Raw genomic sequence first — 24,225 nt, 5'->3', positions numbered from 1 at the left:
TATACCCCAAGGAGAGGCATAACAAACATGAAAAAGCACAGGACCTTCAAAATTTTTTATAAGATTGGTTTAGGTTATTTGCTCGTACTCGCGGTGCTCGCTGGCTCTATTTTATTGATTCAAAACAGTATCAGCCAGTTGCAACGAGAACTGGACTTTCTGGTGGATCACGATATGAAGGTACATGATCTAACCTATGAGATTGAAAATATTATGGTGAACATGGAGACAGGACAACGAGGTTATGTAATTACAGGACAAGAAAACTACCTGGACCCTTATAACACAGGCGTTCAACAGAAGAATATACTCAAGGATCAGCTTGCGGTGCTTGTCTCGGATAACCCGGCACAGCAGGCACTTCTTGAAGAAATCTCGGCTAAAATGGATGACTGGATTCAGATCGCTGGCGAACCGGTTATTGCGCTTCGAAAAGCGAATGATATGGCGGCGATCAGGCAATTTTTTGTGGAGGACCCCGGCAAGAAGGATATGGATGAGATTCGCGGTTTATTGAATACATTTCGCACCAATGAGCTGGCGTTGACTGAAAATCGCACCGAAGCGCTGAAGCAAAAGAACAAAATTTTGAACTGGGAGCTTTACGGAGCGCTTATCGTTGTGGCCTTGATCTCGATCTTTGCAGCCTTGATTCTATCCCGTTCCATTGTAAAAAACATCCGAACAGTAATCCGCGCGCTGAATGACATCGGCTCCTCCAATGGCGATCTGACACTGCGCATTGCCACGCCGATGAAGGATGAAACGCGGGAACTTGCGGAGGCAGCCAATACGATGCTCCTTGGTTTGCAGCAGATGATGCTGGACGTCCAAAGCAACGCTACCACCCTGAACGCCGCATCAGACCGGCTGGACAAAGGCGTGTCCGACAGTCATCTGGCTGGAAAAGAGGTTGCCGCAGCCATGGAACGTGTGGCCGAAGGCGCAGATGAGCAAGTTGCACTTACACAGACGATGGTTGCCGCCATGGAACAATCCCTGACCGGACTCAACCGGGTTGCTGGCTCCGCATCGGAGGCTGCTGAACGCGCTGTACGCACAGAGTCCATTGCACTCGATGGACAGCAGCGAATTAATAATGCGGTTGGCAAAATGGGGACCATCGAACAATCCTTCCTGTCTGTTCAGGGAGCCATTCATGAAATATCCAAAATGTCCGATCAGGTCATCAACATTGCCGATTCCATGTCAGGCATTGCAAGACAAACGAATCTACTCGCGCTCAATGCCGGAATTGAAGCGGCGCGTGCAGGGGAGAATGGACGCGGATTCGCTGTAGTCGCTGGCGAAATTCGGAATCTGGCAGATCAAAGCGCCACCTCTGCCAAAGAAATTACAAGCATTCTGGAGACGGTCGTAGCTGGTATACAGAGCACCGTTCATGAAGTCGAAGGCAGTACACAGCATGTCAGCGAAGGCTTACAGACGATTGAAGACGCGGGCCAAGCCTTTGCGAATATTACGCAGCACATTCAAGACCTCAGCGCTGAGATGCTGGATGTATCCGCTGTGGTTGAAGAGCTCACCACAGGCAGCGAAGCAGTAATGACATCCATTAACGAAGTATCAGCCGTTGTAGAGGACACCGCATCTGCCACGGAGGAAGTATCGGCTATGACCGAGGAGCAGCTTGCGTCGTTACAGGAAATGGCGGATACGTCCAAGCAATTGAACGAAATGTCAGATGCGCTTGATCAATTGGTTAACCGATTCAAGCTGTCCTGACCCTATTGATCAGTCCCAGATAACACAAAGAAGCAGATCCTACTCTATAGGGATCTGCTTCTTTTTTTCAAAATGAAAGAACATTTAACACGAATCCTTTTCTAGCTCAGTACCTTTTTCGATCAGGATTGATCCGGATTACGCAGCGCTTCAAGGACAAGCTGTGCATGATAGCCATCGTTGAAATCGTATATTTTGGCAGGTTGGCCTTGAATACGGGCAATGACGTGTTTAAGTACAGGCAGCTGGCTTAAGGATTCATCCACTTCGACGGGAACAAGCGGCTCTCCGATGCGCCCACTCCATAGTTGGTCCCAGTTTTCCAAGGCAATCGTTCCTTCTGTACCGTAAACCACCATGGATACACGCTCTTCACCTGCAAAATGAGCAATCCCATTTAATTGAATTCGGGTTCCATCCTCTAGCTCCATCGCGGCCTGAACTTCATGTTCACATTCACCTGTATTTTGAGGAAATTGAACCTCACTGTTAATCACACGGATAGCACCAAACACATTTTGGATCATATGAATCCAGTGGATTCCCACTTCAAGAATGAATCCGCCCTGCTCGCGGCTGGTAATCCAGGCATTTTGCTGCCACGCTCGTGGCCACTGAGGGAATTGCAGAATCAGATCGATTTTGCGAATCTCACCAATCGTTTCCTGACGAATCAGCTCTTGCAATTTCACTACTGATGGTTCATGCGGCATGGAGAAATGAATTGCATGTACTACACCAGCCTTCTCGGCTGCCTCGAGCATTGCTCTAGCTTCCTCCACGCTATTGGCCAGTGGCTTCTCACAGAATACATGAATCTTGCGCTTTAATGCCTCCATAACGACTGGATAATGATATTTAGGTGGAACTGCTATGTACAGCAGATCAACCGGATGTGTGTCGAGCAATTGCTTGAAATCCATATACGTCTTCGTCTCCGGATGCGAGGAAGCAAACGATGTCAAATTTTCCTCACTGGAATCGCACACTGCTACAATCTCTACTTTTTCGGATAGTTCTGCCTCTGTTGCCTGATGTATCATATGTATTCCCATTTTGCCCAGACCAATTACGGCCATTTTTATCGTTGTCATTCAACTCACTCCCATCGAATTTCAGTATAACAGAAAGCATAATATTGCCAATCCTTGCACGGATACGAAATGGAAAGCATACGCTTCTAATTTGATCTACACAAAAAAATACATCATATTATATATTATTTTACATTTAATTCTATAAATCTTGTTTATAGGTAATTCGTTGCAGGAATATATAACTAATTTATTTTCTCATATGGGACAAGACATTAAGCGTTTCCAACCTAAGAATCAGGAACTTATACTCATAAAAGCGGTTGACAAAAAACCACAAAAAAAGCTACTCTTCCTATTAACAAGGATTTATTTCCTTTTACAACCTTAGACAACGACATACACTCCAAAAATGGAACTTGACCTGTGGGTCCAAAAACCTATTTTATGAAGCGAGGTGTCCCGCATGAGAACAGTTGCGGACTATTTGGCAGAAGCTCTGCGTAATTTAGGCGTTACTCATGTCTTTGGTATTATCGGAAAATCCATCTGTCCTGCTGTCCTGAAAATGGTCGATTACGGTTTGGAATTCATTCCAGGTCGCCATGAATCCAGTTCAGGCTTTGCCGCATCGGGTTATGCCCTCCAAACAGGGAAACTGGGTGTGGCCTTCGCCACTTCTGGTCCGGGCGGAACCAACTTGCTCACCGCTGCAGCCCATGCCAAGGCCAATAATTTGCCCGTCCTGTTTATTACGGGTCATCAATCCATTCAGGAATTGGGGCTTCCGCAATGTCAGGACTCTTCTTCCTACTTGGCTGATCTGGCGGAGATGTTCCGTCCTGCCACGCTATTCAGCAAACTGGTGGAGCGTGGTGATCATTTCAGCACCATATTGAATCACGCCCTTTCCATTGCACTCGGTCCCAACAAAGGGCCCGTCCATCTCTGTCTTCCTTTTGATGTACAAACCGAACAGCTTGCTGACTTTCGGGTTTTCATCCCGGAGCCAGAACCCCTGATTAGCGTATCCAACTTGAATCGTATCCTCCCCTTACTTCAACAGTCCAGTCATCCTTTAATTATTGCAGGCAAAGGCGTCAGCCGCGCCAGAGCCCATGATGAATTGCTCCATTTTGCCGAACATTTCAATATTCCTGTCATTACTTCTCCTGGCGGAAAAGGTGCCATTGCTTGGGATCATCCCCTATATCGTGGGCCCTGCGGTGTTGGTGGCTTCCCTCATGCAGATGAACTACTGAATCAAAGTGATCTCTATATCGTACTCGGTTCACGTCTAAGTGATATGACGATCTGTAATTTGAAGCCTGAGAACCATCCTGCACATCTGATTCAATTCGACGCTGATCCTACATTCGTTGGTAAAATACTTAACGCTCAAACCTTACATATCACCGGAGACTTGAAGGACAACCTGCAGTTTTTGCTCGGTACACTGACAGAACAACCTATTGTTCCAAAAGAAACGACAACTGTAGATTACACCGTACCTCTCCCGGATCTGCCGAACCTGTCCCTGGCATCCGTGCTGGAAGAAATGAGTGAACTGCTTCCATATGATCATAAGCTGTTTGTAGATGATGGTAGTCATGGTTTTCATGCCGTTCAACGATATAAAGTCAAGAAACCCGGCAGCTTTGTGTTTGACGCCTACTTTGCCTGCATGGGTAATGCCATCGGCATGGCTATTGGGGCCAAGACTGCCGCACCGGAAGAAACCATCGTATGCATTACAGGTGACGGATGCTTCATGATGCTTGGAACCGAGATTAACACTGCTGTATGCAACAATCTGCATGTCATCTTCATCGTCGTGAACAATAAACAGCTGGATATGGCACTGAAAGGCATGGAAAAAACAACAGGCCGAATCGATGGCACCTTGTACGAGGTTCCCGTGGATGCGGCAAAGTTTGCGGAGTCTCTCGGCGCTGTTGCTTTCCGGGCGGAAACACGGGCCGAATTCACATCTGCTCTACAGACCGCGCAGCAGCTGAACCAAGTTACTGTAATTGAGCTTCTTACCGATCGCGACGAGATTCCACCCACGGCTCACCGTACCGTGACTTTGAATTAGGAGGAACATAGGCATGAGTGAACAAGTGACTCAAGGATTGGAGCGTTTTGCAAAGCTTTCGGGTGAATATGGTGCAAAAGCATTGGCACCCATTAAGGATCAGTTCCCTGAGCTCGCCGAATTTATTATGGGAACGGCTTACGGTGATATTTTTCAACGTACCACCATTACCGATCAATGGAAGGAAGTTGCGATTATCTCCTCACTGATCTCACAAGGGCAGTATGAGCAGTTGGGGGTTCATTATACGATGGCGCTAAGTGTCGGTGTAACTGTAGATCAGCTCAAAGGAATTTTGCTGCATCTGGCACCTTGTGTTGGAGCACCGCGGATCATCAGTGCTTTTAATATATTGCTCGCTACACTGGATGAAATCCAATAATTCACTCTTCTACATTTTTATACACGATTCGACTTTTTTATTGATCTTATTACATCTCTACCTTTATAATATGGTTAAATTATCCTTCGAATCCGCCTACATCTCAGAAGCATTCAGCGAGGGCCTCAAGGCCTATGTCTTGGTGAGCGGGATAGCCTTAACTCATTTAAAGGAGAGATAACAATCATGGGAAGTTTTATACTGAATACTGACGTTCCGAACAAGGTGTTGAACATTGAACTGGAGGGCTCTTTCTCTCAAGAAGACGGTTTACGTTCCATCTCGGCATATCAGGACACGATCGCTCCGATTAACACCAAGGAGTATGAGCTGAATATTGATTGCAAAAAGTTGAATGTTACCGCTCCGGAAATTGTGCCTCTTCTCGAGGGCTGCCTGCAGATGTTCAAAAAAGATGAATATAAAAAAGTGGTGTTGACGCTTGAGAATAATGCCATTCTGAAAATGCAGCTGTCCCGTCTTGGACGGTCTGTCGGACTGGAAAATCTTGAGATCATCTCCACGGTTACGACCTAATAAACCAGGCGGACAAGCTGAGGGTTCACCCATCCGCTCAGAAGGAGAATGAAGATGGCTGGAATTCGTATTGTAGATATCGATATCTATCATCCAACGAACAAGGTGGGCAATGACTTTTATATTGAACATTTTGATGCAAGAGGTGTAGATATTCGGGGATTGTTAAAGGCACTTGGGCGTGATACACGTTACAAAATTGACAACGATGATGAGAACTCACTAAGCATGGCCTTTGAGGCCGCCAGTAATTTGCTCGAAAAGACCGGACTCACCGGTGCCGATATCGATCTGATTGCTTATGCAAGTCAAACGCCGGAATACATCTTTCCTACGAATTCCTTAATGATTCATCGCCTGATTAACGGGGCATCCCATACGATCTGCATTGATAGCAATGCCAACTGTGCGGGCATGACCGCAGCCTTTGAACAAGTTAGCCGTCAGATGATGAGCAATCCCAGAATTCGTCGTGCTTTGATTATTGGCTCGGATTACGTGGCTCCTCACGCCAGTCCGGATGATCCTGTATACTTCGCGAATTTTGGGGACGCAGCAGCAGCTGTCATTGTTGAGCGGAATGAGCAGGCTGTCGGGTTTATTGACTCGATCTATCAGACCGATACCTGTGTGTACGGCAATTCTCTTTTCCCGGCACAAGGTCTTGCAAAACTGGGCCAAACCGGTGTTGACGCAGGAGCCTTCCATGTCAAATTCATACCGTTTGATGATTCCATCTGTGTAGGTGCAGCCTCTGAATCGATTCGAACTTTGCTGAGTCGTAACGAAATCGGAGCAGATGAGATCAAAGCCGCTTGTTTCTCCCAATTATCCATTGGCAATATACGTGCTGTATCCGAAAACATTGGCATTGGCGAAGATATCGCCGTCTACATCGGAGACGAGTTCGGGTACACCTCAACCAGCAGTCCGTTTATTGCATTACATCGAGCCATTACATCCGGCCAAATTCAGCGTGGTGATAAAGTGCTGTTCTGGACCGTTGGTGCTGGGTGGCAAAATGTTGCCATGGTCGTTGAATACTGAGAGCTTGACACGGAATTCCAAAAAGCAGGACCATCCTTTTTTAACAAAAAAAAAAGGATGGTCCTGCTTTTTTATTATTTTATATTTGAATGATAACTTACATTGGATAACATTCCATTCCCATTACTTCAAAACCAACGAGGAGCATGCTCTAAACGTTCCTTTCATCGCAAAAACCGCTCCCTTTGCAGAGAACGGCAATGAGAATTGATATGTTGTCCTCATCAGAAAATCTTCTTTGTCTCCCGATCATCCTTCAGAATCTCTACGGCCTCACGAAAACGCAAGGAATGCACAATCTCCCGTTCTCTCAGAAACTTGAGACTGTCCTGTAGATCCACGTCATCCGTAAGATCGATCAACCACTGATATGTAGCCCGTGCCTTCTCTTCCGCTGCAATATCCTCGTACAAATCTGCGATAGGATCTCCCTTCGAGGCAATATAGGCTGCTGTAAATGGCACACCGGAAGAATTCGTATAGAACAAAGCAGAATCACGCTGTGCATAGTTCGGCCCAAGCCCCGCTGCTTCCAGTTGCTCCACAGTCGCATCCTTTGTCAGCTTGTAGATCATTGTTGCAATCATCTCAAGATGAGCAAATTCCTCCGTCCCTATATCATTCAACAGCCCGATAATCTTGTCCGGAATTGTATACCGCTGGTTCAGATACCGCAGAGCGGCCGCCAGTTCTCCGTCTGCGCCCCCATACTGTTCCGCCAGCAATTTCGCCATATGAGGATCACATTTGCTAACCCGAACGGGATATTGCAATTTTTTCTCATACACCCACATGCAGACGCCTCCTCTTTTAAATCAAATCCTACCTGTTACGATCCCTCGAGTTCCCGGCCTGGAACGACTGCAAGGAAACCCGAGGATGTTATCTCACACTTGCCAAGGCCATGGTGTCTGGGACCATTCCCACGGATATTTGGAGAAAGCATGCCCAAAGTTCATCAATGGTCCGTACAATTGCTGAAACTCATGGGCAACCCTCATCCGCTCCTGGCTGAATTTGTTGTATTGCTCAATGCTCTGATAGTCGCCCGGGTGGGTGTCCAGATACAGATTCAGCTCAACCAATACAAAATCCAGGGCCTGAAGTTCCTCCAGCAGCTCATAGTATTTTGCATCACAGGCTTTGGGTGCTTCAGGTTCCATCTGCTTCCACCTTCCTTCCCTTCGAGCTCGCAGGTGTATAAGGACTGTATAAAGCAGGCCACAACGTTCCAATTCTTAAAGCTTCTGCGGGACTGTACTGCGGCCAGCCCATCGGCTGAAATGGGATAAACAATTGCGGAGGAACCAGGTACGTCCGAATCGTCTTCGGTGGACATGGATCAAACGGCCCCACAAAAGGGGCGTAAGCACGAAGCTGCGGATCTGACACAGAACAACGCCTCCTTCATCACTGATTTGGTACATTCGACATCCCTACATTACAAGCTTTCATTTCCCGTCTCTATAACCATATGTCGCTGTCCCCCAAGTTAATCCCATATTTAGCGGAACGCAAAAAAAGACCTTCGAACAACTTCCCCCGCTGGGCAGTGTCCAAAGGTCACTTCATTTGATATGGCGGCATAAGCATCAATGATTATTTCATCAATACTCAGTCCCTGTTACGTTCACGATCATCATCCTGCATCGAACCTGGTTCCTTTTCTTCCATTTCCACCTTATCTTCTTCAGGATCGGGTCGCTTATATACCTTCACACGGGTAATTCGGAGACGGGTGGATTCTTCCACTTCAAAGACATAACCGTTTTGCTCCCGTGTTTTACCTTTGACCGCGCTGCCTTCCAATTCCTTGAACAGCCAGCCGCCAATCGTATCGACTTCCTCATCCTCGATGACAGCTCCCGTCCATTCATGGACCTCTTCAATCAGGGAACGACCATCGATGGAAAAGGCTTCTCCACTGCGCTCCATATGCGGACGTTCGTCCTCGAACTCATCATACAGATCACCAACGATCTCTTCCAAAATCTCTTCAGCAGTCAGCAGGCCGGCTGTGCCGCCATATTCGTCAACCACCAGTGTCATCTGGGAGTGCTTTTTCTGCATCAGACGAAGTACATGACTGATCTCCATGGATTCAGGAACATTCAGAATTGGTCGAACAAGCGCAGCCAGATCATGCTGCTGGTCTGGTTCTGCCAGAAGCAGATCGGTAATGTGGATAAATCCGATAATCTCATCCTTATCCTCAACAGCTACAGGGTAACGGGAATGCTTCGTTGCATTAATTATTTTCAGGTTTTCTTCCAGCGACATATGAGTGTACAGACAATCCATATCCGTACGTGGCAGCATAATTTCACGTGCCAGCATATCGGAGAAATCAAAGATGTTATCCATCAGTTTGATTTCATCCTTGTCGATAACACCACTCTTCGCACTTTGCTTCATCAAGATGCGAAGCTCATCTTCCGAATGGGCCTCCCCTTCGCTGGCGGGTTCGATGCCCGCCAAACGCAGCAGTGCATTGGCTGATACGTTCAGTACCCAGATGAATGGGAAGAAAATTTTATAAAATAACAGCAACGGCGCCGATAGCAACAAAGCCACTCCGTCTGTTTTTTGAATTGCCAGAGATTTGGGCGCAAGCTCACCCAGCACAATGTGCAAGAACGTAATGATACAGAAACCAATGATGACCGATACCGTGGATATAAGTCCTGTGTCCGCTACACCAAGCTTGAACATCAGAGGTTCTACCAGCAATTCGGAAATAGCCGGTTCACCTAGCCAACCAAGCCCCAGCGATGTCAGCGTGATTCCGAACTGGGTTGCCGATAGATAGGCATCCAATTTACCATTCACCTTCAGTGCATAACCAGCCAACTTATTCCCTTCACTCTGTAATTGAGTCAGGCGTGTTTGTCTAACTTTGACCAGAGAAAATTCCGCTGCGACAAATACACCATTCAAAAATACGAGCAGAAACACACAGACCAGATTAAAAACCAACTGCCCAAGATGAAATTCGGTATGAATACCCAAGTCGAAACTCCCCTTTTCTCTCTATTTCAGGAATACACCTGGAATATCAACGTGTAATTGCTTTTCTCGATTTGAAATCCACACCTTTATAATACATATCTGCCACCAGAAGATTCGGACCGCAGCAAGAAGCAGCATCACAATGACAGTTCACTGTCTGATTCAAAGGATGTTCCGCCGACCACTCATGGAATACGTCATCCAGCTTCCGGTCACTAATGTTGCCAAACGCCGGGATGTCGGCAAAATCGGTAACATACACGTTCCCAGTGAACATGTTCACGTTAACGCGGTTACGACCATCGGGATCATTACGAACCGTCACTTTAGGCTCGCTATACAGGCGGTTGATCAGTTCGCGATCCTGCTCTGCTGCACTGCATGCGAAGAACGGAAGTGTACCAAACAGCATCCACATATCCTTGTCACGCACATCTAACAAACGATGAATTGCTGCTCTCATATGATCAAGGGAAAGCACCGGCAGCGAAGAAGCAAAATTCGAATTATACATCGGATGCACTTCATGACGGACACAGCCCATCTCACGGATCAATTGATGAATGCCCTCAAGCTTGTCATGAGTACGGAAATTAATCATGGACTCCGCAGAGATAAACATGCCCGCTTCACTGAGTTTTTGGGAATTTTCAATCATTTTCTCATACATCTTCACCGCGACTTCCCGTTTTACAGGTCTACCACTGTTGGCAAACCCCACTTGGTGAAAGTCATCGGCATTCAGATAATTGAATGAGATATGCATAACGTCCAGATAAGGCAGAAGCTGCTCGTACCGACGGTAATCCAGCGTCAGATTCGAGTTGATCTGGGAACGAATGCCCCGTTCCTTGGCATATTTGAGGAGCGGAATGATCATCTCATCCACAGTCTTCTGGCTGAAGCTCGGCTCACCGCCCGTCAGACTAATGGTCTGAAGGTGCTCCACCTCATCCAGCCTTTTAAGCATCAAAGGCAGCGGAAGCGCTGGTGCTTCACGCATCGTTAACATATCTCCTACCGCACAATGCTCGCAGCGCATATTGCACAGATGAGTCACGGTCATTTCTACACTGGTCAGCACATGGCGTCCATATGTACGCAAAGAGCCGATCGGATCCCAAGGATCATTAGTCGGCGATAAAGGCATCGGTTCTACCGATCCTGAGTTTAGCATGGTCATTGTTCTTCACCTTATTCCTTTTATTAACCTAAAAAGTTTTATTTACAACATACCCCGTCTGCAACTTTTGGAGTTATCTTTAATCATAGCACAATTTCCTGTGCTCTGGCATGAGCATGCTCTGTCCATTACATGACAAAAAACGCCCGCGTAATATCAAGGCCTTGCTGGCCCGGATATTACGAAATGAGCGTTGACCCATTCTCCATTTGACGTCAGGATATCAAAATAATTCGCCACGCGCTGAAGCTGGCGTAGCGTCTTCCACACCCTCAACACCTGTAATCATAACAGACAACGCTGTAGACAGATCGATCTCGTAGGGTGCACTTAATGTCTGTCCGTCTGCATCCTTGAGAACACGAATACGTGGTCGTTGCGGAATGCGCGTATGGATGTCTGCAACAACCCCGACCTCCCCTGTACTCAGCGTGACGGAGATACCTAAGGGATAAATGGCTACGCAGTCACGGAACTTCTCCAGCATTCGCTGTTCATATAAAGTTCCTGAACCCGTGTATAATACTTCCACAGCTTGATGTGGCAGCAAAGCTTGTTTATATACCCGATTGGTTGTCATCGCATCATACGAATCGGCAAGAGCTAGCCATTTGGCGTACTCATGAATCTCTTTGTCTTTCAAACCAAAAGGATAGCCGCTGCCATCAATCCGTTCATGGTGTTGTAATGCGCAATGGGCAGCAAGGAGCGGTATACCCGGTTCGTCTTTGAGAATACGATGTCCATATGTAGTATGCTGCTGTATGATTTTAAATTCCTCATCGCTCAATTTGGCAGGCTTGTGCAGAATTTCTGGAGCAATCTGTGTTTTTCCAATATCATGTAACAAGGCACCCAGACCAATCTCCATTAATTGCTGGCGGGTATAACCCGATGCCACACCAAGAACCAGCGTATACACACATACATTAAGAGAATGATTATACAGGTCAAAATCACTGGCGTTCATATCCATCAGCATAATCATTGCTTCCTTCTGACTGCCGATGTCCTCCAGAATCGTATTCATTAACCCGCTAAGTGCTTTTCCGAAGTGTGGGATTCGGCTTTTGGTTTTGAGACCCGACATACTCTGAAACTGCTGTTTGATCTCAACTAACGCTCTGCGCCTGGTCTCTTCCTGCAGCATATCCGGAATGATGATATCCTCTGTTGCTGCATCCGAAATATACACATATCCAATCCCCAGGTCCTTCAGACGTCCAATCAACCGACTGGTCAGCTCCACTCCCTCACTGAGCAGAACCAAACCCTCTTCACTATAAATTCGTTTCCCCAGCTTCATGCCAGGCTGCAATAGGTTTATATGTACTAAACGCACAGCCTATCCTCTCCCGCTCCGTAGATGTAATTTCCACTAGCCGCCGCTTCAGCAGAAGGCAAGTACTTGTTAGATTTTATGCCAACGGGATCGCAGGCTGTCATCCAGCGCCCCAGGCCTTTTTAATTCCGTTTCGAGCAGGTCACGTATGAATTCAGGAAGTCGATACGATATATCCGTTCCAAGAGCAAGGGACGGATATCCCACGTTAAAGGTAAACATGTCGAGTGTTCCTACCACATATTCATGTTCATCATGAACCGGCTCGCCCTCAATATATATGGCACGGATTTTCTCATATGGAGGCGAATGGGGGTCATACTCCACATCCATACCATCCATGCACAATGTTCCTAAAATATCCCCACGAAATCCAAACCCGATAATCGGTTTACGTGAAAACTCTGACAACAGGGACTGCTCCAGAGCCTCCCGAATCTGAATTCCATTCAAGCATATTGTACAGGCATTAATGGGAGATGGACATAGGGAATGTAACATTCCCTTCGTGATATTCCCCTGCGGAAGATTTCCAAGGAGCTGCCCGGCGTTAACAAGAGACAACTGCGCTCCAGTGAACTGCCGAACTGCCTGGGCAAGCAATGACGCAAACGGTGACTCATGATCGTAATCAATGGTCAGCGTCCTGTCCGTAATAACTGCTGTTTGGCCCAGCGCACGCTCAGCTTCCGTCCGGTGTGTATCTATAGCCAGCGATACGCTTTCTTCGAGCAACATGTTCTGGACCGGAACACAGCCGCTGCTCACCAGTGTAAGTTCATTCGCTTCATATTCCCGCTCCAGTACCACCTTACCGAGCCACTGGCCATACTTGCCTGCCGCTCCAAGCACCGTCTGACCAATGATTAATGGTTCTTCCAGTACATGATGTGTATGTCCGCCCAGAATGACATCGATGCCCTGGATCTGTTCGGCCAATCTGCGATCTGTGGAAAGCCCCAGATGAGACAATATAACAACTACATCCACCTGAGGACGCAAAGCTTCAACTTGCTCACGCAGCGTCTCTACCGGGTCCAATACATCCCAACCCAACAATTCATAAAAAGCGGTAAAGGGTGCTGTAGCACCAAGCAAACCGATGCGAAAAGGCCCCTTCTCCAAAATGAGAGAGGATTTCATCCAGACTGGTGGCAGGCCTGTAGCCTGGTCCACAACATTTCCACATACAACAGGACACAGAAGTCCAGAGTAAGACTGCGCCAGTTGCTCGGATGTAAATGTTAGTCCTTCGTTGTTTCCGATCGTTACCGCATCATAACCGGTCAGGTTAATGACATCCACGTTGGCTGCCCCCAGGGTACCCTCCGTCTCAACTGCCATCCGGTCCATATGATCTCCGATATCCACTACCAGAAATTCTCCAGCCTGTTCCTTCTCGTGTCCGATCATGGCGGCGATGGAGCTCATGGAGCCAAAATGACTATGGATGTCATTGGTGTGTAGAATCGTTAATGTTTGCGCCTTCTTGGTGCTCATCACACCGCCTCCCTCATATCGTCGATAACGTACATTCCTCTAATGGATAAGCATAACATTTTCCGCGTCGTTATGATATATTTATAGGGTTTAGAGATTAAAAAGAGGTGAGTAATTTCCATGAAATTAACAATTCAACTATTTGCAGGAATCGCTGAACGTCTGGGCACATCCCTGCTTGAATATGATTATCCCGGAACGGATCCAACTCCTTTGCAATTAAAAGAAAAACTGGGCCTTGCTTACCCTGAAGCGGCTGCTCAAATACGTGTTTCTTTTCTTGCAGTAAACCAGCAGTATGCTTCTGCCGATATTATAATCAAGGCCCAGGATGAACTCGCCTTAATCCCCCCCGTATCGGGAGGAGATGGTTCCCATTTGAATGGTGACGGACATCGTTCTACCCATCCTGAGCATCGTACGGATGACGGATTATTCCTGATCACCCAGTCCCCACTGTCCGTCGAAGCTACAACGGAGCTCGTCATTACGTCAAACCATGGAGCTGCCCTTACCTTTGTTGGCACCACCCGTGAAATGACCGGACAACAACGAACGGTTCATCTTGAATATGAGGCCTATGTACCTATGGCACTTTCTCAGATGGCAGCTATCGGTAGTGAAATCAATGAACGCTGGCCAGGCGTAAAATGTGCGATTAGCCATCGGATTGGGAAGGTAGACGTAGCAGAGATCAGCGTCGTTATTGCCGTTTCCTCCCCTCATCGCAGTGACTGTTATGACGCAAGCCGTTACGCGATTGAAAGACTCAAACAGAATGTACCCATCTGGAAAAAAGAAATATGGGAAGATGGTTCCGAGTGGAAAGGTCATCAACTAGGACCCTGGAACCCTACAGACAATTAAATAACTAGTCATTCGACCTGTTCGACGGGTGATGAAATTAGTAAATAAGTCGTTGTCAACCCATTTTTTTCTTGTTATTATAATCATATATGTCGATATTAGTCGAGGAAAAGGTGGTTTATACGTGAGAGTGCATGTTACTGATCTTAAAACTGGCGACCTGTTAAAAAATGATGTGTACAACAGTTCGGGTCTCCACATGCTGATGAAAGGTTCCACACTCAGCGACGATGATATTGCCAAGCTGCTGCAGCACGGAATCGATTACGCAGATGTAGAGCATACAACATCTGACCTCCACTCTGATGCACAAACCTTACCTTCCGATCAAACCCGTCTGTTAACTAACCTGTTTAACGATACGATCAAAGGTACAGAATCTCTGTTTGGACAAGCGATGGAGAAGGGTTTTATTGATGAGACTCAGGTCGATGAAATACTGATAACCCTAACGGGACAGCTTGAAAAACAAAAGGACGTTGTCTCCTTGCTGCTGATGCTTGACGGGGATAACGACTATACCTACAACCATTCCTTACAAGTCGGAATGCTCGCTTTTTATATCGCCGGCTGGATGGGCTACAATCCTGAGGAGTGTCTAACCGTGGCCAAAGCAGGATATCTTCACGATATTGGCAAGTCCAAGATTCCTTCTGAAATTTTACATAAGCCGGGCAAGTTAACGCCGGAAGAATTCGAAGAAATGAAGAAACATACCTTATATGGTTATGAGATTGTCAAAGAGTCCACTCAGGACGAGATCCTTGCAACCGTTGCCCTCCAGCATCATGAGCGCGAGGATGGAAGTGGCTACCCTTACGGACTGAAAGGTGACGAGATTCACCCATTTGCCCGTATAACGGCTGTAGCCGATGTGTACAGCGCGATGACGACTAATCGGGTGTATCAGACCAAGCAGGAATTAATCTCCGTGCTATGCGAACTGTACAGCCTCAGCTTCGGCCAGTTGAATGCTGAAGTTACGCAGGAACTCATCAAACACATGCTACCCAATTTTATTGGCAAAAGGGTTCTGCTCACGACCGGCGAAACCGGTCTGATTATCTTGAACAACCCTGCGGATTACTTCCGCCCACTCGTTCAGACCTCTACAGCCTTCATTGATTTAGCGAAGGAAAGAGATGTAGCTATCGTTGAAATTTATATCCAGTAACCATTAGTATTTAGGTATGCGCAGCAGCAGTTAGAGTAACCCAAGCTCAAGTGAACTTCTTACACAGTTATATTATTTGACGCAAAAAAGGGGAGCCGTTAAGGCTTCCCTTTTTGAATACCGATTTGTTCATATCATATTAAATAAAGAATGCTTTAGTGATGATAACCAACAGAATGAACAGTACCAAGATCGCACCCGTGTTTGTGAACATATTGTATCCGCCTACGCCGCCTACGTTGCCCCCACAGCCATATCCTACTTCGCTCATGTGATTGCCTCCTCTTCATCAGGTATACCCTAACATATGACGTTTGCGTTGGGATGAACCGGGCGAACTGGAAACATTCAATAAATGGTTGTCTGCCTGCTTTTGCCTAAATCAATCTTCACATATACTCCTGATCTGTTCGTTAACTTGAGGAACTGGAAGAGACCTTGATTCCCTTCTCCTTACGATACATGATGACAAGTAATCTCCAAAAGTCATAACTGCCTGTTTCGTTCATTATATATGGTTGGTAGTAATGATAAGCTTCCTCAGCCCAAGACGGACAAGCCATACTGGAAATGCTCTTCTGCTGCTGAATCCAGGCTGACTGGGATTCCAGCGTCTTCTCCATCGCTGTTAATCGTGCCCTTTCCTCCGTCGTCATTGGGGTCCCCTCCTGTCCTTCAACCGTCGAACTATATTCAGATTGCAAATATATCCCTGGATCAACAACACCATTTTCACTAGCCGTGTATCCATACGAAGGGGAGCTCGTTTTGCGTACCTCATAATGCACATGCGGACCCGTGCTTTCACCCGTGCTCCCCTGGTTGCCAAGAAGCTGTCCTTGTTTCACTTGCTGTCCAACTTTCACTGCAATTCTAGAAAGGTGAGCATAACAATGCAAGTAGCCCCTATGATCCTGTACTGCAACCGTAAGCCCGTAACCGCCGAATCCTGAGCCTGTAGCACCTTCCGCAGCAAAACGTACAGTCCCGTCCATAAATGCATGTATGGGCCCATTCCATGGCTCTGTGACGAGATCGATTCCACGATGAAATGTCTGACCGCCAGAAATAGGATGAATTCGATAGCCAAATGAACTCGTAATCCGATATCCCTTAAACGGATTTATGCTCATGTATTCACATCCTTTTCTATCATTAGATGCTTAAATCTAGTAAATGGCTTGTGCTATTGATCTTATTTTATTACAAATAAACCCAGGATAGAGCATCCCAGTTCGTTTCTACTGCAATAAAAAAAGATCGAGGGATAAACTCCCTCGATCTTTCTTGATCTGCTATTTAGTTCACGTGAAACTGATTCAGCACAACTTTGCCACAATCAGAATCGACGTTTCGAAACGGGTTAGGGCAGTTGGATTAACCAATTGACCCTTCCATTTCGAATTTGATCAATCTGTTCATCTCTACCGCATATTCCATCGGCAGTTCCTTCGTGAACGGTTCAATAAAGCCCATGATGATCATCTGTGTTGCTTCTGCATCGGTCAAACCACGGCTCATCAGGTAGAAGAGTTGATCCTCGGACACTTTGGATACCGTAGCTTCATGCTCAAGCATGATGTTATCATTCATGATTTCATTGTAAGGAATCGTATCGGATGTGGACTCATTATCCAGAATGAGCGTATCACATTTGATATTGGATTTTGCGCCCTCCGCTTGGCGACCAAAGGAAGCCAGACCACGGTAGGTTACTTTACCACCATGTTTACTGATCGACTTGGATACAATCGTTGATGTTGTATCTGGAGCCAAGTGAATCATTTTCGCGCCTGCATCCTGATGCTGATTTTTACCAGCTACAGCGATGGACAGAACCGAACCTTTAGCTCCGCGGCCTTTCAGTACAACTGCTGGATATTTCATCGTCAGTTTGGAACCGATGTTGCCATCGACCCATTCCATCGTTGCATTTTCTTCAGCAACCGCACGTTTCGTAACCAGGTTGTAGATGTTTGGTGCCCAGTTTTGAATCGTTGTATAACGAACACGAGCATTCTTCTTACAGATGATCTCAACAACCGCACTGTGCAGTGAGTTCGTGCTGTAGATTGGAGCTGTACAGCCCTCTACATAGTGAACGAAGCTGTCTTCGTCCGCAATGATGAGTGTACGCTCGAATTGTCCCATATTTTCGGAGTTAATCCGGAAATAGGCTTGCAGAGGCACTTCACATTTTACGCCTTTAGGCACGTAGATGAAGCTTCCTCCGGACCAGACGGCACTGTTCAATGCAGCGAATTTGTTATCTGCTGGTGGAATAACGGTTGCGAAATATTCACGCAGGATTTCCGGATGCTCTCTAAGTGCAGTATCCGTATCCATGAAGATTACGCCCTGATCTTCCAATTCTTTTTGCATGTTGTGGTATACAACCTCGGACTCATACTGAGCCGATACACCTGCGAGGAACTTTTGCTCCGCTTCAGGGATACCCAATTTATCAAAAGTTTCCTTGATTTCGGAAGGAACTTCTTCCCATGTTTTTCCTTGCTTGTCAGAAGCACGGACATAATACTGAATTTCGTTGAAATCCAATCCGTCAAGATCTCCGCCCCATTTAGGCATCGGCATTTTTTCGAATTGTTTCAGGGATTTCAAACGGAATTCCAACATCCATTCCGGTTCGTTCTTGATTTTGGAAATCTCCGTAACGACTTCTGCAGTCAGACCTTTACCGGTTTGAAAGATGGATTTGTGCTCGTCGCGAAAACCATATTTATACTCTTCCATTTCTGGTGCTTTTTTAGCCATCTTGCTCTACCTCCCTATCGTTATTGTACATTGTCCTCTTCGTCAATTCCTTTGCGTAAAGCATTCCAGGCCAATGTGGCACATTTGATGCGTGCAGGGAACTTGTTCACACCGGATAGGGCTTCGAGATCTTCATAATCGTCGAAATCGACTTCTTCCCCTTTCATCAGTGAGGAGAAACGGTTAGCCATGTTGAGTGCCTGATCCATCGTTTTGCCTTTGACTGCCTCGGTCATCATTGATGCCGAGGACATACTGATGGAACAACCTTCCCCCGTATACTTGGCTTCCTGAACGATTCCGTCTTTCAGCAAAAGTTGCAGTGAAATCCGGTCGCCGCACGTTGGATTGTTCAAATTCACCGTGACAGCTTCATTATCAAACGTTCCGCGGTTCCGCGGGTTTTTGTAGTGGTCCATTATGACACGCCGGTACAGATCATCAAGTTGCATCGCCAAAATACTCCTTTGTCTGGATTAAGGCGCTGACAAGCCGGTCCACATCTTGTTCGTTATTGTATAGATAGAAACTGGCACGAGCTGTTGAACTGACTTCAAGCCAGCGCATCAGCGGTTGGCAACAGTGGTGTCCAGCACGAATGGCTACGCCACTCGCATCAAGCACAGTTGCCACATCATGCGGATGTACATCACCGAGGTTAAATGTAACCACTCCGACATGACGCTTAGCTGGCCCATAAATGGTCAGTCCGTCAATCTCGGCCATACGTTCCGTTGCATAAGCTGCCAGCACACTTTCATGATGAGCAATCTCATCCATGCCAATCTGCTCCAGGAAATCGATAGCAGCGCCCAATCCAACCGCACCTGCGATAATCGGTGTTCCACCTTCGAATTTCCAAGGAAGCTCTTTCCAATTGGATTCATAGAGACCCACATCATCAATCATTTCACCGCCGAACTCAACCGGCTCCATGGACTCCAGCAGCGCCTTTTTGCCGTAAAGTGCACCGATCCCGGTTGGTCCGCACATTTTATGGCCGGATAATGCGTAGAAATCACAGTCCAGATCCTGCACATCCACCTTCATGTGCGGTGTGCTCTGTGCGCCATCCACAACGATGACAGCACCATTGCGGTGTGCAATTTCAGCAATTTGTTTTACCGGATGAACAACACCCATAACATTGGATACATACGCGATTGCTACAATTTTGGTATTGTTCGTAATCGTCTTCTCCACATCAGCCAAATCAATGTTGCCATCCGGCTGTAGCGGAATGTATTTCAATGTCGCTCCCGTTTCCTTGGCTACTTGCTGCCATGGAATCAGATTGCTATGGTGTTCCATCTGCGTAATAACAATCTCATCGCCTTCTTTGCAGACTGAGCGTCCGTAGGACGAAGCCACCAAATTCAGAGCGGTCGTTGTCCCACGGGTGAAAATAATCTCCTGTGTGCGCCGTGCGTTGATAAACTTGGCAACCTTCTCACGTGCGCCTTCATAAGCATCCGTTGCACGGCTTCCAAGCGTATGAACACCACGATGCACATTGGAGTTCTCAAATTCATAATAATGTTTAATCGCTTCGATTACAGCCAGCGGCTTCTGGGAAGTCGCTGCGTTATCTAGGTATACGAGCGGGTGTCCGTTGATTTCCTGGTGGAGGATCGGGAACTGCTCGCGGATAGCCGGGTTCATTGTCCCAGTTTCCGTTCGATGAGAGACTGCAATTGGGTACGCAGTGCTTCCAAAGGAATATCCGCCACCACCGGAGCCAGGAAGCCGTAAATGATCAGGCGTTCCGCATCCGTACGGTTAATCCCGCGCGACATCAAGTAATGAATTTGCTCCACATTGACTTGACCTACAGAAGCCGCGTGACCAGCTGTTACATCATCCTCATCAATGAGAAGGATTGGGTTGGCGTCTCCACGTGCTTTCGGGCTCAGCATCAGTACTTTCTCTGTTTGCTGTCCGTCCGCTTTGGTAGCACCTTTCTCAATCTTCGTGATTCCGTTAATGATTGCAGAAGCCTCTTCACGCATAACTGCACGTGTAATCATCTGACTTGGCGTGTTTTTGCCAAAGTGACGAGCTTCTGTTGTGTAGTTCAGTTTTTGGGAACCGGAACCTACTGCGATAACTTTGGAATCGGAGCTTGAGCCGTTCCCTTTAAGAACCGTCATCGTGTTGCTTGCAGTATCACCGTTGTTCATCTCACCAACGATCCACTCAATCGAAGCGTCGTTCTCCACCACTGCACGGCGGAAAGATACGTCAGTAACACTTGTGCTCAGTTGGTGAACTGATGCGAAACGGACTTTGGCACCAGCTTTCACGAATACTTCCACAACACCGTTATGGAATACAGGTGAAGACAGTTCGCCAGATACATAGTTATCCACATAAGTAACGGAGCTGTTGGACTCAGCAACTACAAGCACATGCGGTGCAAATGTTGCAGTAGCATCATCTGTAAGCAGTACCGCTTGCAGCGGAACTTCAATCTCTACGTTTTTCGGAACATAGAGGAATACCCCACCGTTCCAAAGTGCTGCATGCAGTGCAGCAAGGGAATGCTCATCTGCTTTCACAGCCGTATTCAGATATGGTTTTACCAGATCGCTGTGTTCGCGAACCGCTGTAGCAAGATCCGTGAAGATAACTCCTTTTGCTGCAAGATCAGCAGACAACTTGGAATATACCGTACCGGAATTACGCTGGATAACCAGACTGCCTTCCGCTTGGTCCTTAACCAGATCTTTAATGGAAGCTGGTACTTCCTCAAGGGAAGCAATCGCTTCACTAGCTTTATACGTGCCGTACTCGCTGACATTCCAGCGTTCGATTTTTTGTTTTTCCAGTTTAGGAAGCGCAAGCCCACTTGCTAGCTTAAGGGCTTCGAGACGCTGCTCGGTCAACCAGCCGGGTTCATTGTTGCTTTCCGACAAGGCGCGAAGCGCTTCAGATTCAACCGGAAGAATTGTTTGTGTAGTCATTGATTATCCTCCTCCGTTTTGTCTTTACGCTTGACCTACAGTTTCGTCTGTGATTCCCAGCTCTTCCTTAACCCAGTCATATCCTTCAGCTTCCAGACGGTGAGCCAGTTCAGGTCCGCCAGATTTCACGATACGACCTTGCATCATTACGTGTACATAGTCAGGAGTAATGTAGTTCAACAGGCGTTGGTAGTGAGTGATGATCAGGAAGCCACGATCTTCGCTCTTCATTGCGTTTACACCGTTTGCTACGATTTTCAGAGCATCGATATCCAGACCGGAGTCGATTTCATCGAGTACTACGATTTTTGGATCAAGCAGCATCATTTGCAGAATCTCGTTCCGTTTTTTCTCACCACCGGAGAAACCTTCATTCAGGTAACGGTGAGCAAACTCAGGGTTCATGTCGAGTTCTTTCATTTTACCTTCCATTTGGCGAATGAACTTGATCAGGGAGATCTCGTTACCTTCACCACGACGTGCGTTAATTGCGCTACGCAGGAAGTCAGAATTCGTTACGCCAGCAATTTCACTCGGGTATTGCATAGCCAGGAACAGACCTGCACGAGCGCGCTCGTCTACAGCCATATCCAGTACATCTTCACCATCAAGTGTAATCGTACCTTCTGTTACTTCATATTTAGGGTGCCCCATAAGTGCAGAAGCCAGTGTTGATTTACCTGTTCCGTTCGGACCCATGATTGCGTGGATTTCTCCACCTTTCATTTCCAGGTTGATGCCTTTCAGGATTTCCTTACCTTCGATCGTCGCTTTCAAACCTTCAATGACGAAATTCGTAGCCATGTGTATTGTTTCCCTCCATTGATTAAATTGATGTTTACTGTCGAAAACGAAAAAGCACCTATTAATATCTGAACAGGGCTTCCCCTGAATTTCTCCTGTACTCCAATCTCCAAAGCAAGAATCACTTTAGAATAATTCTAAACTGATTCTCAATGATTATCAAGTCATTTCCTAAGAACTCTTGTCCCTTACAGGAAACATTATTCTATCTGATTCTATAATAAAAGCCAGATTGAATCAAATGACAAAACTTCTACGTCATAAATAGACAGTGAGAAAAATCACAGGGATTCAATCTTTTATCAAATCTGATCCTCTCAATTGAAAAAGGACCTATCCATATCATGGACAAGTCCTTCCGATAAATAACATTACATTTTGAGCATCTCGTTAATCTTCTGTACCTGTTCGTCAAAATCCGCAACGTCCACCACCGGCGTCATTTCGCGCGGCACCGGACCATTCGGAATGGAAATCCATGAACGGCATCCGTTGTATTCAGGTAATACGGGAATCTCCATCGGTTCCTTCAAACGGTACACTCGGAGTATCAATACGTGGAGTGGATCTTTGCGTTTCCACTTTAGTCGGTCTTCGGCAAAATCCGCTGTCCACATATGAAAGTCAAGAAGTCGATCCAGCATCTCCTGATCTCTGATCTCCAAATCCTGTGTCACTTCAGCATATGCAGTGAGACGGATCGTCGAAGCTTCCGGCACCCATTCGGCCAATGATTCCTCAACATAGAAATGATCAGAGGACTTTATCAGTTCTTTACGCTGATGTTCATAAGTCGGATACAGATAGAACGCTGGACTTTTCAACTCAAAACGTCGGGTTTCCTCCACAATCCCGCCTTTGCGCATCACCATAACTTGGCGACCCGTTTCCAGCGCTTTGATTGCGGAGGCCCATTCTTTTAACGCTGGTATCATTGTGCCTATCATAAAGTTCTCCTCCCCAAGTCAGTCTTGTCAGCAGTATAGACGCTCGGCGTCGTCCTGGCAACGTGAAAGATAGGTTAGAGTAACTGTATGATTTATAAGGCAACCAAATCGGTAAATGAGGATGGAATCAGCCCAAGAAAGAGCGAAGCATCCACATATGTTTCTCCAGATCAGCCTTGAAGCCTGTCAGCATATCAGATGTTGGTTGGTCTTCTGCAGCGTCCGCCACTTCAATACCTTCCTGGTACTCGTTCGACAATGTAGCAAAATCCTCGATCAGATTCTGTACCATTGTGTTGGCATCTTCGCCACCAGCTGCTTCCTGAATGGAGGAAATCTCCAGATATTCTTTCATCGTAGCCGCTGGGCTACCTTTGAGGGTAAGAATACGTTCAGCAATTTCATCCATTTGTACAGTCACTTCATTGTAGAATTCTTCGAATTTTACGTGCAGTGTGAAAAAGTTAGGTCCTTTTACATACCAGTGATAGTTATGGATTTTAACATACAGGACGTTCAGGTTTGCCACCTGACGATTAAGTACTTGTTCCACCGATTTTGCTTGATCTGTTTTGTTTTTTGTAGCCATCTTAATCCCATCCTTTTATTATAAAATTAGTCTGACATTCACTAAAAGCAGGTTATCCTGCCGTAAATGACAGAGATTTAACATTTCGGCACCACCCAGTGGTGGGGAGCCTTGTCGGCGGTATTTCTGTCAACCGTCCGGCCTATTTGTTTTTACCCGTACACCGGAAGTTCGAAACAAGTCCAGTATGGGCTGTCTCAAAAAAAGGGTACAAAATCACAGTTATTT

24 protein-coding genes are annotated in these 24,225 nt (G+C 46.6%); 7 read left to right on the top strand and 17 right to left on the bottom strand.

The genetic code is table 11. From position 1 onward, the window contains the following. Positions 1-27 precede the first annotated feature (27 nt). Positions 28-1,746 carry a methyl-accepting chemotaxis protein gene (locus AC4PM4_RS19195; RefSeq protein ID WP_274570348.1) on the top strand — a complete coding sequence of 573 codons (1,719 nt, stop codon included), beginning with the start codon at positions 28-30 and terminating at the stop codon, positions 1,744-1,746. 122 nt (positions 1,747-1,868) lie between these two features. On the opposite strand, the gene AC4PM4_RS19190 is transcribed toward AC4PM4_RS19195, so the two are convergent. After that, entirely contained in the window at positions 1,869-2,840 is a 972-nt protein-coding gene (locus AC4PM4_RS19190) for a Gfo/Idh/MocA family protein (RefSeq protein ID WP_072733986.1), read from the bottom strand. A 406-nt stretch (positions 2,841-3,246) separates the two neighbouring features. Here AC4PM4_RS19190 and AC4PM4_RS19185 point away from each other — a divergent pair, with 406 nt between their 5' ends. The 4 genes from AC4PM4_RS19185 to AC4PM4_RS19170 all read left to right on the top strand — a co-directional run bounded on the left by AC4PM4_RS19185 (position 3,247) and on the right by AC4PM4_RS19170 (position 6,844). After that, on the top strand, positions 3,247-4,878 hold the full coding sequence (locus tag AC4PM4_RS19185; RefSeq protein ID WP_274570345.1) for a thiamine pyrophosphate-binding protein: 1,632 nt from the start codon (positions 3,247-3,249) through the stop codon (positions 4,876-4,878). A gap of 13 nt (positions 4,879-4,891) precedes the next feature. After that, positions 4,892-5,260: a carboxymuconolactone decarboxylase family protein gene (locus AC4PM4_RS19180; protein ID WP_024629113.1), complete on the top strand. Its 369-nt coding sequence runs from the start codon at positions 4,892-4,894 to the stop codon at positions 5,258-5,260. A gap of 186 nt (positions 5,261-5,446) precedes the next feature. After that, positions 5,447-5,797 carry a hypothetical protein gene (locus tag AC4PM4_RS19175; RefSeq protein ID WP_063564300.1) on the top strand — a complete coding sequence of 117 codons (351 nt, stop codon included), beginning with the start codon at positions 5,447-5,449 and terminating at the stop codon, positions 5,795-5,797. Positions 5,798-5,851: 54 nt separating this feature from the next. Then, a complete protein-coding gene (locus AC4PM4_RS19170) occupies positions 5,852-6,844 on the top strand; it encodes a 3-oxoacyl-[acyl-carrier-protein] synthase III C-terminal domain-containing protein (RefSeq protein ID WP_063564299.1) in 993 nt (330 codons plus the stop codon). 224 nt (positions 6,845-7,068) lie between these two features. Here AC4PM4_RS19170 and AC4PM4_RS19165 read toward each other — a convergent pair whose 3' ends face one another. The 7 genes from AC4PM4_RS19165 to AC4PM4_RS19135 form a co-directional block, all read right to left on the bottom strand. Then, positions 7,069-7,638: a manganese catalase family protein gene (locus AC4PM4_RS19165; RefSeq protein WP_063564298.1), complete on the bottom strand. Its 570-nt coding sequence runs from the start codon at positions 7,636-7,638 to the stop codon at positions 7,069-7,071. A 93-nt stretch (positions 7,639-7,731) separates the two neighbouring features. After that, a complete protein-coding gene (locus AC4PM4_RS19160) occupies positions 7,732-8,007 on the bottom strand; it encodes a spore coat protein CotJB (RefSeq protein WP_063564297.1) in 276 nt (91 codons plus the stop codon). Then, a complete protein-coding gene (locus tag AC4PM4_RS19155) occupies positions 7,997-8,236 on the bottom strand; it encodes a spore coat associated protein CotJA (RefSeq protein ID WP_063564296.1) in 240 nt (79 codons plus the stop codon). Before AC4PM4_RS19155 ends, AC4PM4_RS19160 begins: the two co-directional genes overlap by 11 nt. Before the next feature lie 222 nt (positions 8,237-8,458). Next, entirely contained in the window at positions 8,459-9,847 is a 1,389-nt protein-coding gene (locus AC4PM4_RS19150) for a hemolysin family protein (protein ID WP_491614322.1), read from the bottom strand. Between the two features lie 52 nt (positions 9,848-9,899). Continuing rightward, on the bottom strand, positions 9,900-11,036 hold the full coding sequence (gene yfkAB / locus AC4PM4_RS19145) for a radical SAM/CxCxxxxC motif protein YfkAB (protein ID WP_491614300.1): 1,137 nt from the start codon (positions 11,034-11,036) through the stop codon (positions 9,900-9,902). A 223-nt stretch (positions 11,037-11,259) separates the two neighbouring features. Then, positions 11,260-12,378 (bottom strand): HD-GYP domain-containing protein, encoded by a 1,119-nt coding sequence (locus AC4PM4_RS19140; RefSeq protein WP_063564294.1) that lies wholly within the window; start codon positions 12,376-12,378, stop codon positions 11,260-11,262. 69 nt (positions 12,379-12,447) lie between these two features. Next, the gene (locus AC4PM4_RS19135; protein WP_491614299.1) at positions 12,448-13,878 is read right to left on the bottom strand and encodes a bifunctional metallophosphatase/5'-nucleotidase; all 1,431 of its coding nucleotides are present in this window, start codon (positions 13,876-13,878) and stop codon (positions 12,448-12,450) included. Positions 13,879-13,998: 120 nt separating this feature from the next. Between AC4PM4_RS19135 and AC4PM4_RS19130 the strand changes: the two genes are divergently transcribed. Together AC4PM4_RS19130 and AC4PM4_RS19125 are read left to right on the top strand one after the other, a co-directional pair. Continuing rightward, the gene (locus tag AC4PM4_RS19130; protein WP_491614298.1) at positions 13,999-14,745 is read left to right on the top strand and encodes a molybdenum cofactor biosynthesis protein; all 747 of its coding nucleotides are present in this window, start codon (positions 13,999-14,001) and stop codon (positions 14,743-14,745) included. A 124-nt stretch (positions 14,746-14,869) separates the two neighbouring features. Then, a complete protein-coding gene (locus tag AC4PM4_RS19125) occupies positions 14,870-15,919 on the top strand; it encodes an HD-GYP domain-containing protein (protein WP_079697685.1) in 1,050 nt (349 codons plus the stop codon). Between the two features lie 139 nt (positions 15,920-16,058). On the opposite strand, the gene AC4PM4_RS19120 is transcribed toward AC4PM4_RS19125, so the two are convergent. From AC4PM4_RS19120 to AC4PM4_RS19080, 9 genes are all read right to left on the bottom strand, one after another. Continuing rightward, a complete protein-coding gene (locus AC4PM4_RS19120) occupies positions 16,059-16,190 on the bottom strand; it encodes a YjcZ family sporulation protein (protein ID WP_211754048.1) in 132 nt (43 codons plus the stop codon). 142 nt (positions 16,191-16,332) lie between these two features. Continuing rightward, positions 16,333-17,052, bottom strand: coding sequence for a M23 family metallopeptidase (locus AC4PM4_RS19115; protein ID WP_491614297.1), 720 nt, complete (start codon positions 17,050-17,052; stop codon positions 16,333-16,335). A gap of 244 nt (positions 17,053-17,296) precedes the next feature. After that, positions 17,297-18,694 (bottom strand): Fe-S cluster assembly protein SufB, encoded by a 1,398-nt coding sequence (gene sufB / locus AC4PM4_RS19110; RefSeq protein ID WP_024629097.1) that lies wholly within the window; start codon positions 18,692-18,694, stop codon positions 17,297-17,299. 20 nt (positions 18,695-18,714) lie between these two features. Beyond that, positions 18,715-19,146 carry a Fe-S cluster assembly sulfur transfer protein SufU gene (gene sufU, locus AC4PM4_RS19105; RefSeq protein WP_491614296.1) on the bottom strand — a complete coding sequence of 144 codons (432 nt, stop codon included), beginning with the start codon at positions 19,144-19,146 and terminating at the stop codon, positions 18,715-18,717. After that, on the bottom strand, positions 19,136-20,356 hold the full coding sequence (locus AC4PM4_RS19100) for a cysteine desulfurase (protein WP_063564288.1): 1,221 nt from the start codon (positions 20,354-20,356) through the stop codon (positions 19,136-19,138). Before AC4PM4_RS19100 ends, sufU begins: the two co-directional genes overlap by 11 nt. After that, on the bottom strand, positions 20,353-21,657 hold the full coding sequence (sufD, locus tag AC4PM4_RS19095; protein WP_491614295.1) for a Fe-S cluster assembly protein SufD: 1,305 nt from the start codon (positions 21,655-21,657) through the stop codon (positions 20,353-20,355). The genes AC4PM4_RS19100 and sufD overlap by 4 nt, the downstream gene beginning before the upstream one ends. A 24-nt stretch (positions 21,658-21,681) precedes the next feature. Continuing rightward, positions 21,682-22,461, bottom strand: coding sequence for a Fe-S cluster assembly ATPase SufC (gene sufC / locus AC4PM4_RS19090; protein ID WP_063564286.1), 780 nt, complete (start codon positions 22,459-22,461; stop codon positions 21,682-21,684). Between the two features lie 371 nt (positions 22,462-22,832). Continuing rightward, positions 22,833-23,408: a DUF1802 family protein gene (locus AC4PM4_RS19085; RefSeq protein WP_491614294.1), complete on the bottom strand. Its 576-nt coding sequence runs from the start codon at positions 23,406-23,408 to the stop codon at positions 22,833-22,835. Between the two features lie 127 nt (positions 23,409-23,535). Continuing rightward, positions 23,536-23,997 carry a Dps family protein gene (locus AC4PM4_RS19080; protein WP_063564284.1) on the bottom strand — a complete coding sequence of 154 codons (462 nt, stop codon included), beginning with the start codon at positions 23,995-23,997 and terminating at the stop codon, positions 23,536-23,538. Positions 23,998-24,225: the final 228 nt, after the last annotated feature.

It is taken from the genome of Paenibacillus sp. MDV22-iso6 (assembly GCF_058408365.1).
The sequence above is the reverse complement of the archived record's forward strand: the minus strand, read 5'-3'. Positions and strand labels throughout refer to the sequence as shown.

Coding starts and splice junctions, on each gene's coding strand:
- AC4PM4_RS19195 (WP_274570348.1), top strand. CDS start 28: ATGAAAAAGCACAGGACCTTCAAAATTTTTTATAAGATTGGTTTAGGT.
- AC4PM4_RS19190 (WP_072733986.1), bottom strand. CDS start 2,840: ATGACAACGATAAAAATGGCCGTAATTGGTCTGGGCAAAATGGGAATA.
- AC4PM4_RS19185 (WP_274570345.1), top strand. CDS start 3,247: ATGAGAACAGTTGCGGACTATTTGGCAGAAGCTCTGCGTAATTTAGGC.
- AC4PM4_RS19180 (WP_024629113.1), top strand. CDS start 4,892: ATGAGTGAACAAGTGACTCAAGGATTGGAGCGTTTTGCAAAGCTTTCG.
- AC4PM4_RS19175 (WP_063564300.1), top strand. CDS start 5,447: ATGGGAAGTTTTATACTGAATACTGACGTTCCGAACAAGGTGTTGAAC.
- AC4PM4_RS19170 (WP_063564299.1), top strand. CDS start 5,852: ATGGCTGGAATTCGTATTGTAGATATCGATATCTATCATCCAACGAAC.
- AC4PM4_RS19165 (WP_063564298.1), bottom strand. CDS start 7,638: ATGTGGGTGTATGAGAAAAAATTGCAATATCCCGTTCGGGTTAGCAAA.
- AC4PM4_RS19160 (WP_063564297.1), bottom strand. CDS start 8,007: ATGGAACCTGAAGCACCCAAAGCCTGTGATGCAAAATACTATGAGCTG.
- yfkAB (WP_491614300.1), bottom strand. CDS start 11,036: ATGACCATGCTAAACTCAGGATCGGTAGAACCGATGCCTTTATCGCCG.
- AC4PM4_RS19135 (WP_491614299.1), bottom strand. CDS start 13,878: ATGAGCACCAAGAAGGCGCAAACATTAACGATTCTACACACCAATGAC.
- AC4PM4_RS19130 (WP_491614298.1), top strand. CDS start 13,999: ATGAAATTAACAATTCAACTATTTGCAGGAATCGCTGAACGTCTGGGC.
- AC4PM4_RS19120 (WP_211754048.1), bottom strand. CDS start 16,190: ATGAGCGAAGTAGGATATGGCTGTGGGGGCAACGTAGGCGGCGTAGGC.
- AC4PM4_RS19115 (WP_491614297.1), bottom strand. CDS start 17,052: ATGAGCATAAATCCGTTTAAGGGATATCGGATTACGAGTTCATTTGGC.
- sufB (WP_024629097.1), bottom strand. CDS start 18,694: ATGGCTAAAAAAGCACCAGAAATGGAAGAGTATAAATATGGTTTTCGC.
- sufU (WP_491614296.1), bottom strand. CDS start 19,146: ATGCAACTTGATGATCTGTACCGGCGTGTCATAATGGACCACTACAAA.
- AC4PM4_RS19100 (WP_063564288.1), bottom strand. CDS start 20,356: ATGAACCCGGCTATCCGCGAGCAGTTCCCGATCCTCCACCAGGAAATC.
- sufD (WP_491614295.1), bottom strand. CDS start 21,657: ATGACTACACAAACAATTCTTCCGGTTGAATCTGAAGCGCTTCGCGCC.
- sufC (WP_063564286.1), bottom strand. CDS start 22,461: ATGGCTACGAATTTCGTCATTGAAGGTTTGAAAGCGACGATCGAAGGT.
- AC4PM4_RS19085 (WP_491614294.1), bottom strand. CDS start 23,408: ATGATAGGCACAATGATACCAGCGTTAAAAGAATGGGCCTCCGCAATC.
- AC4PM4_RS19080 (WP_063564284.1), bottom strand. CDS start 23,997: ATGGCTACAAAAAACAAAACAGATCAAGCAAAATCGGTGGAACAAGTA.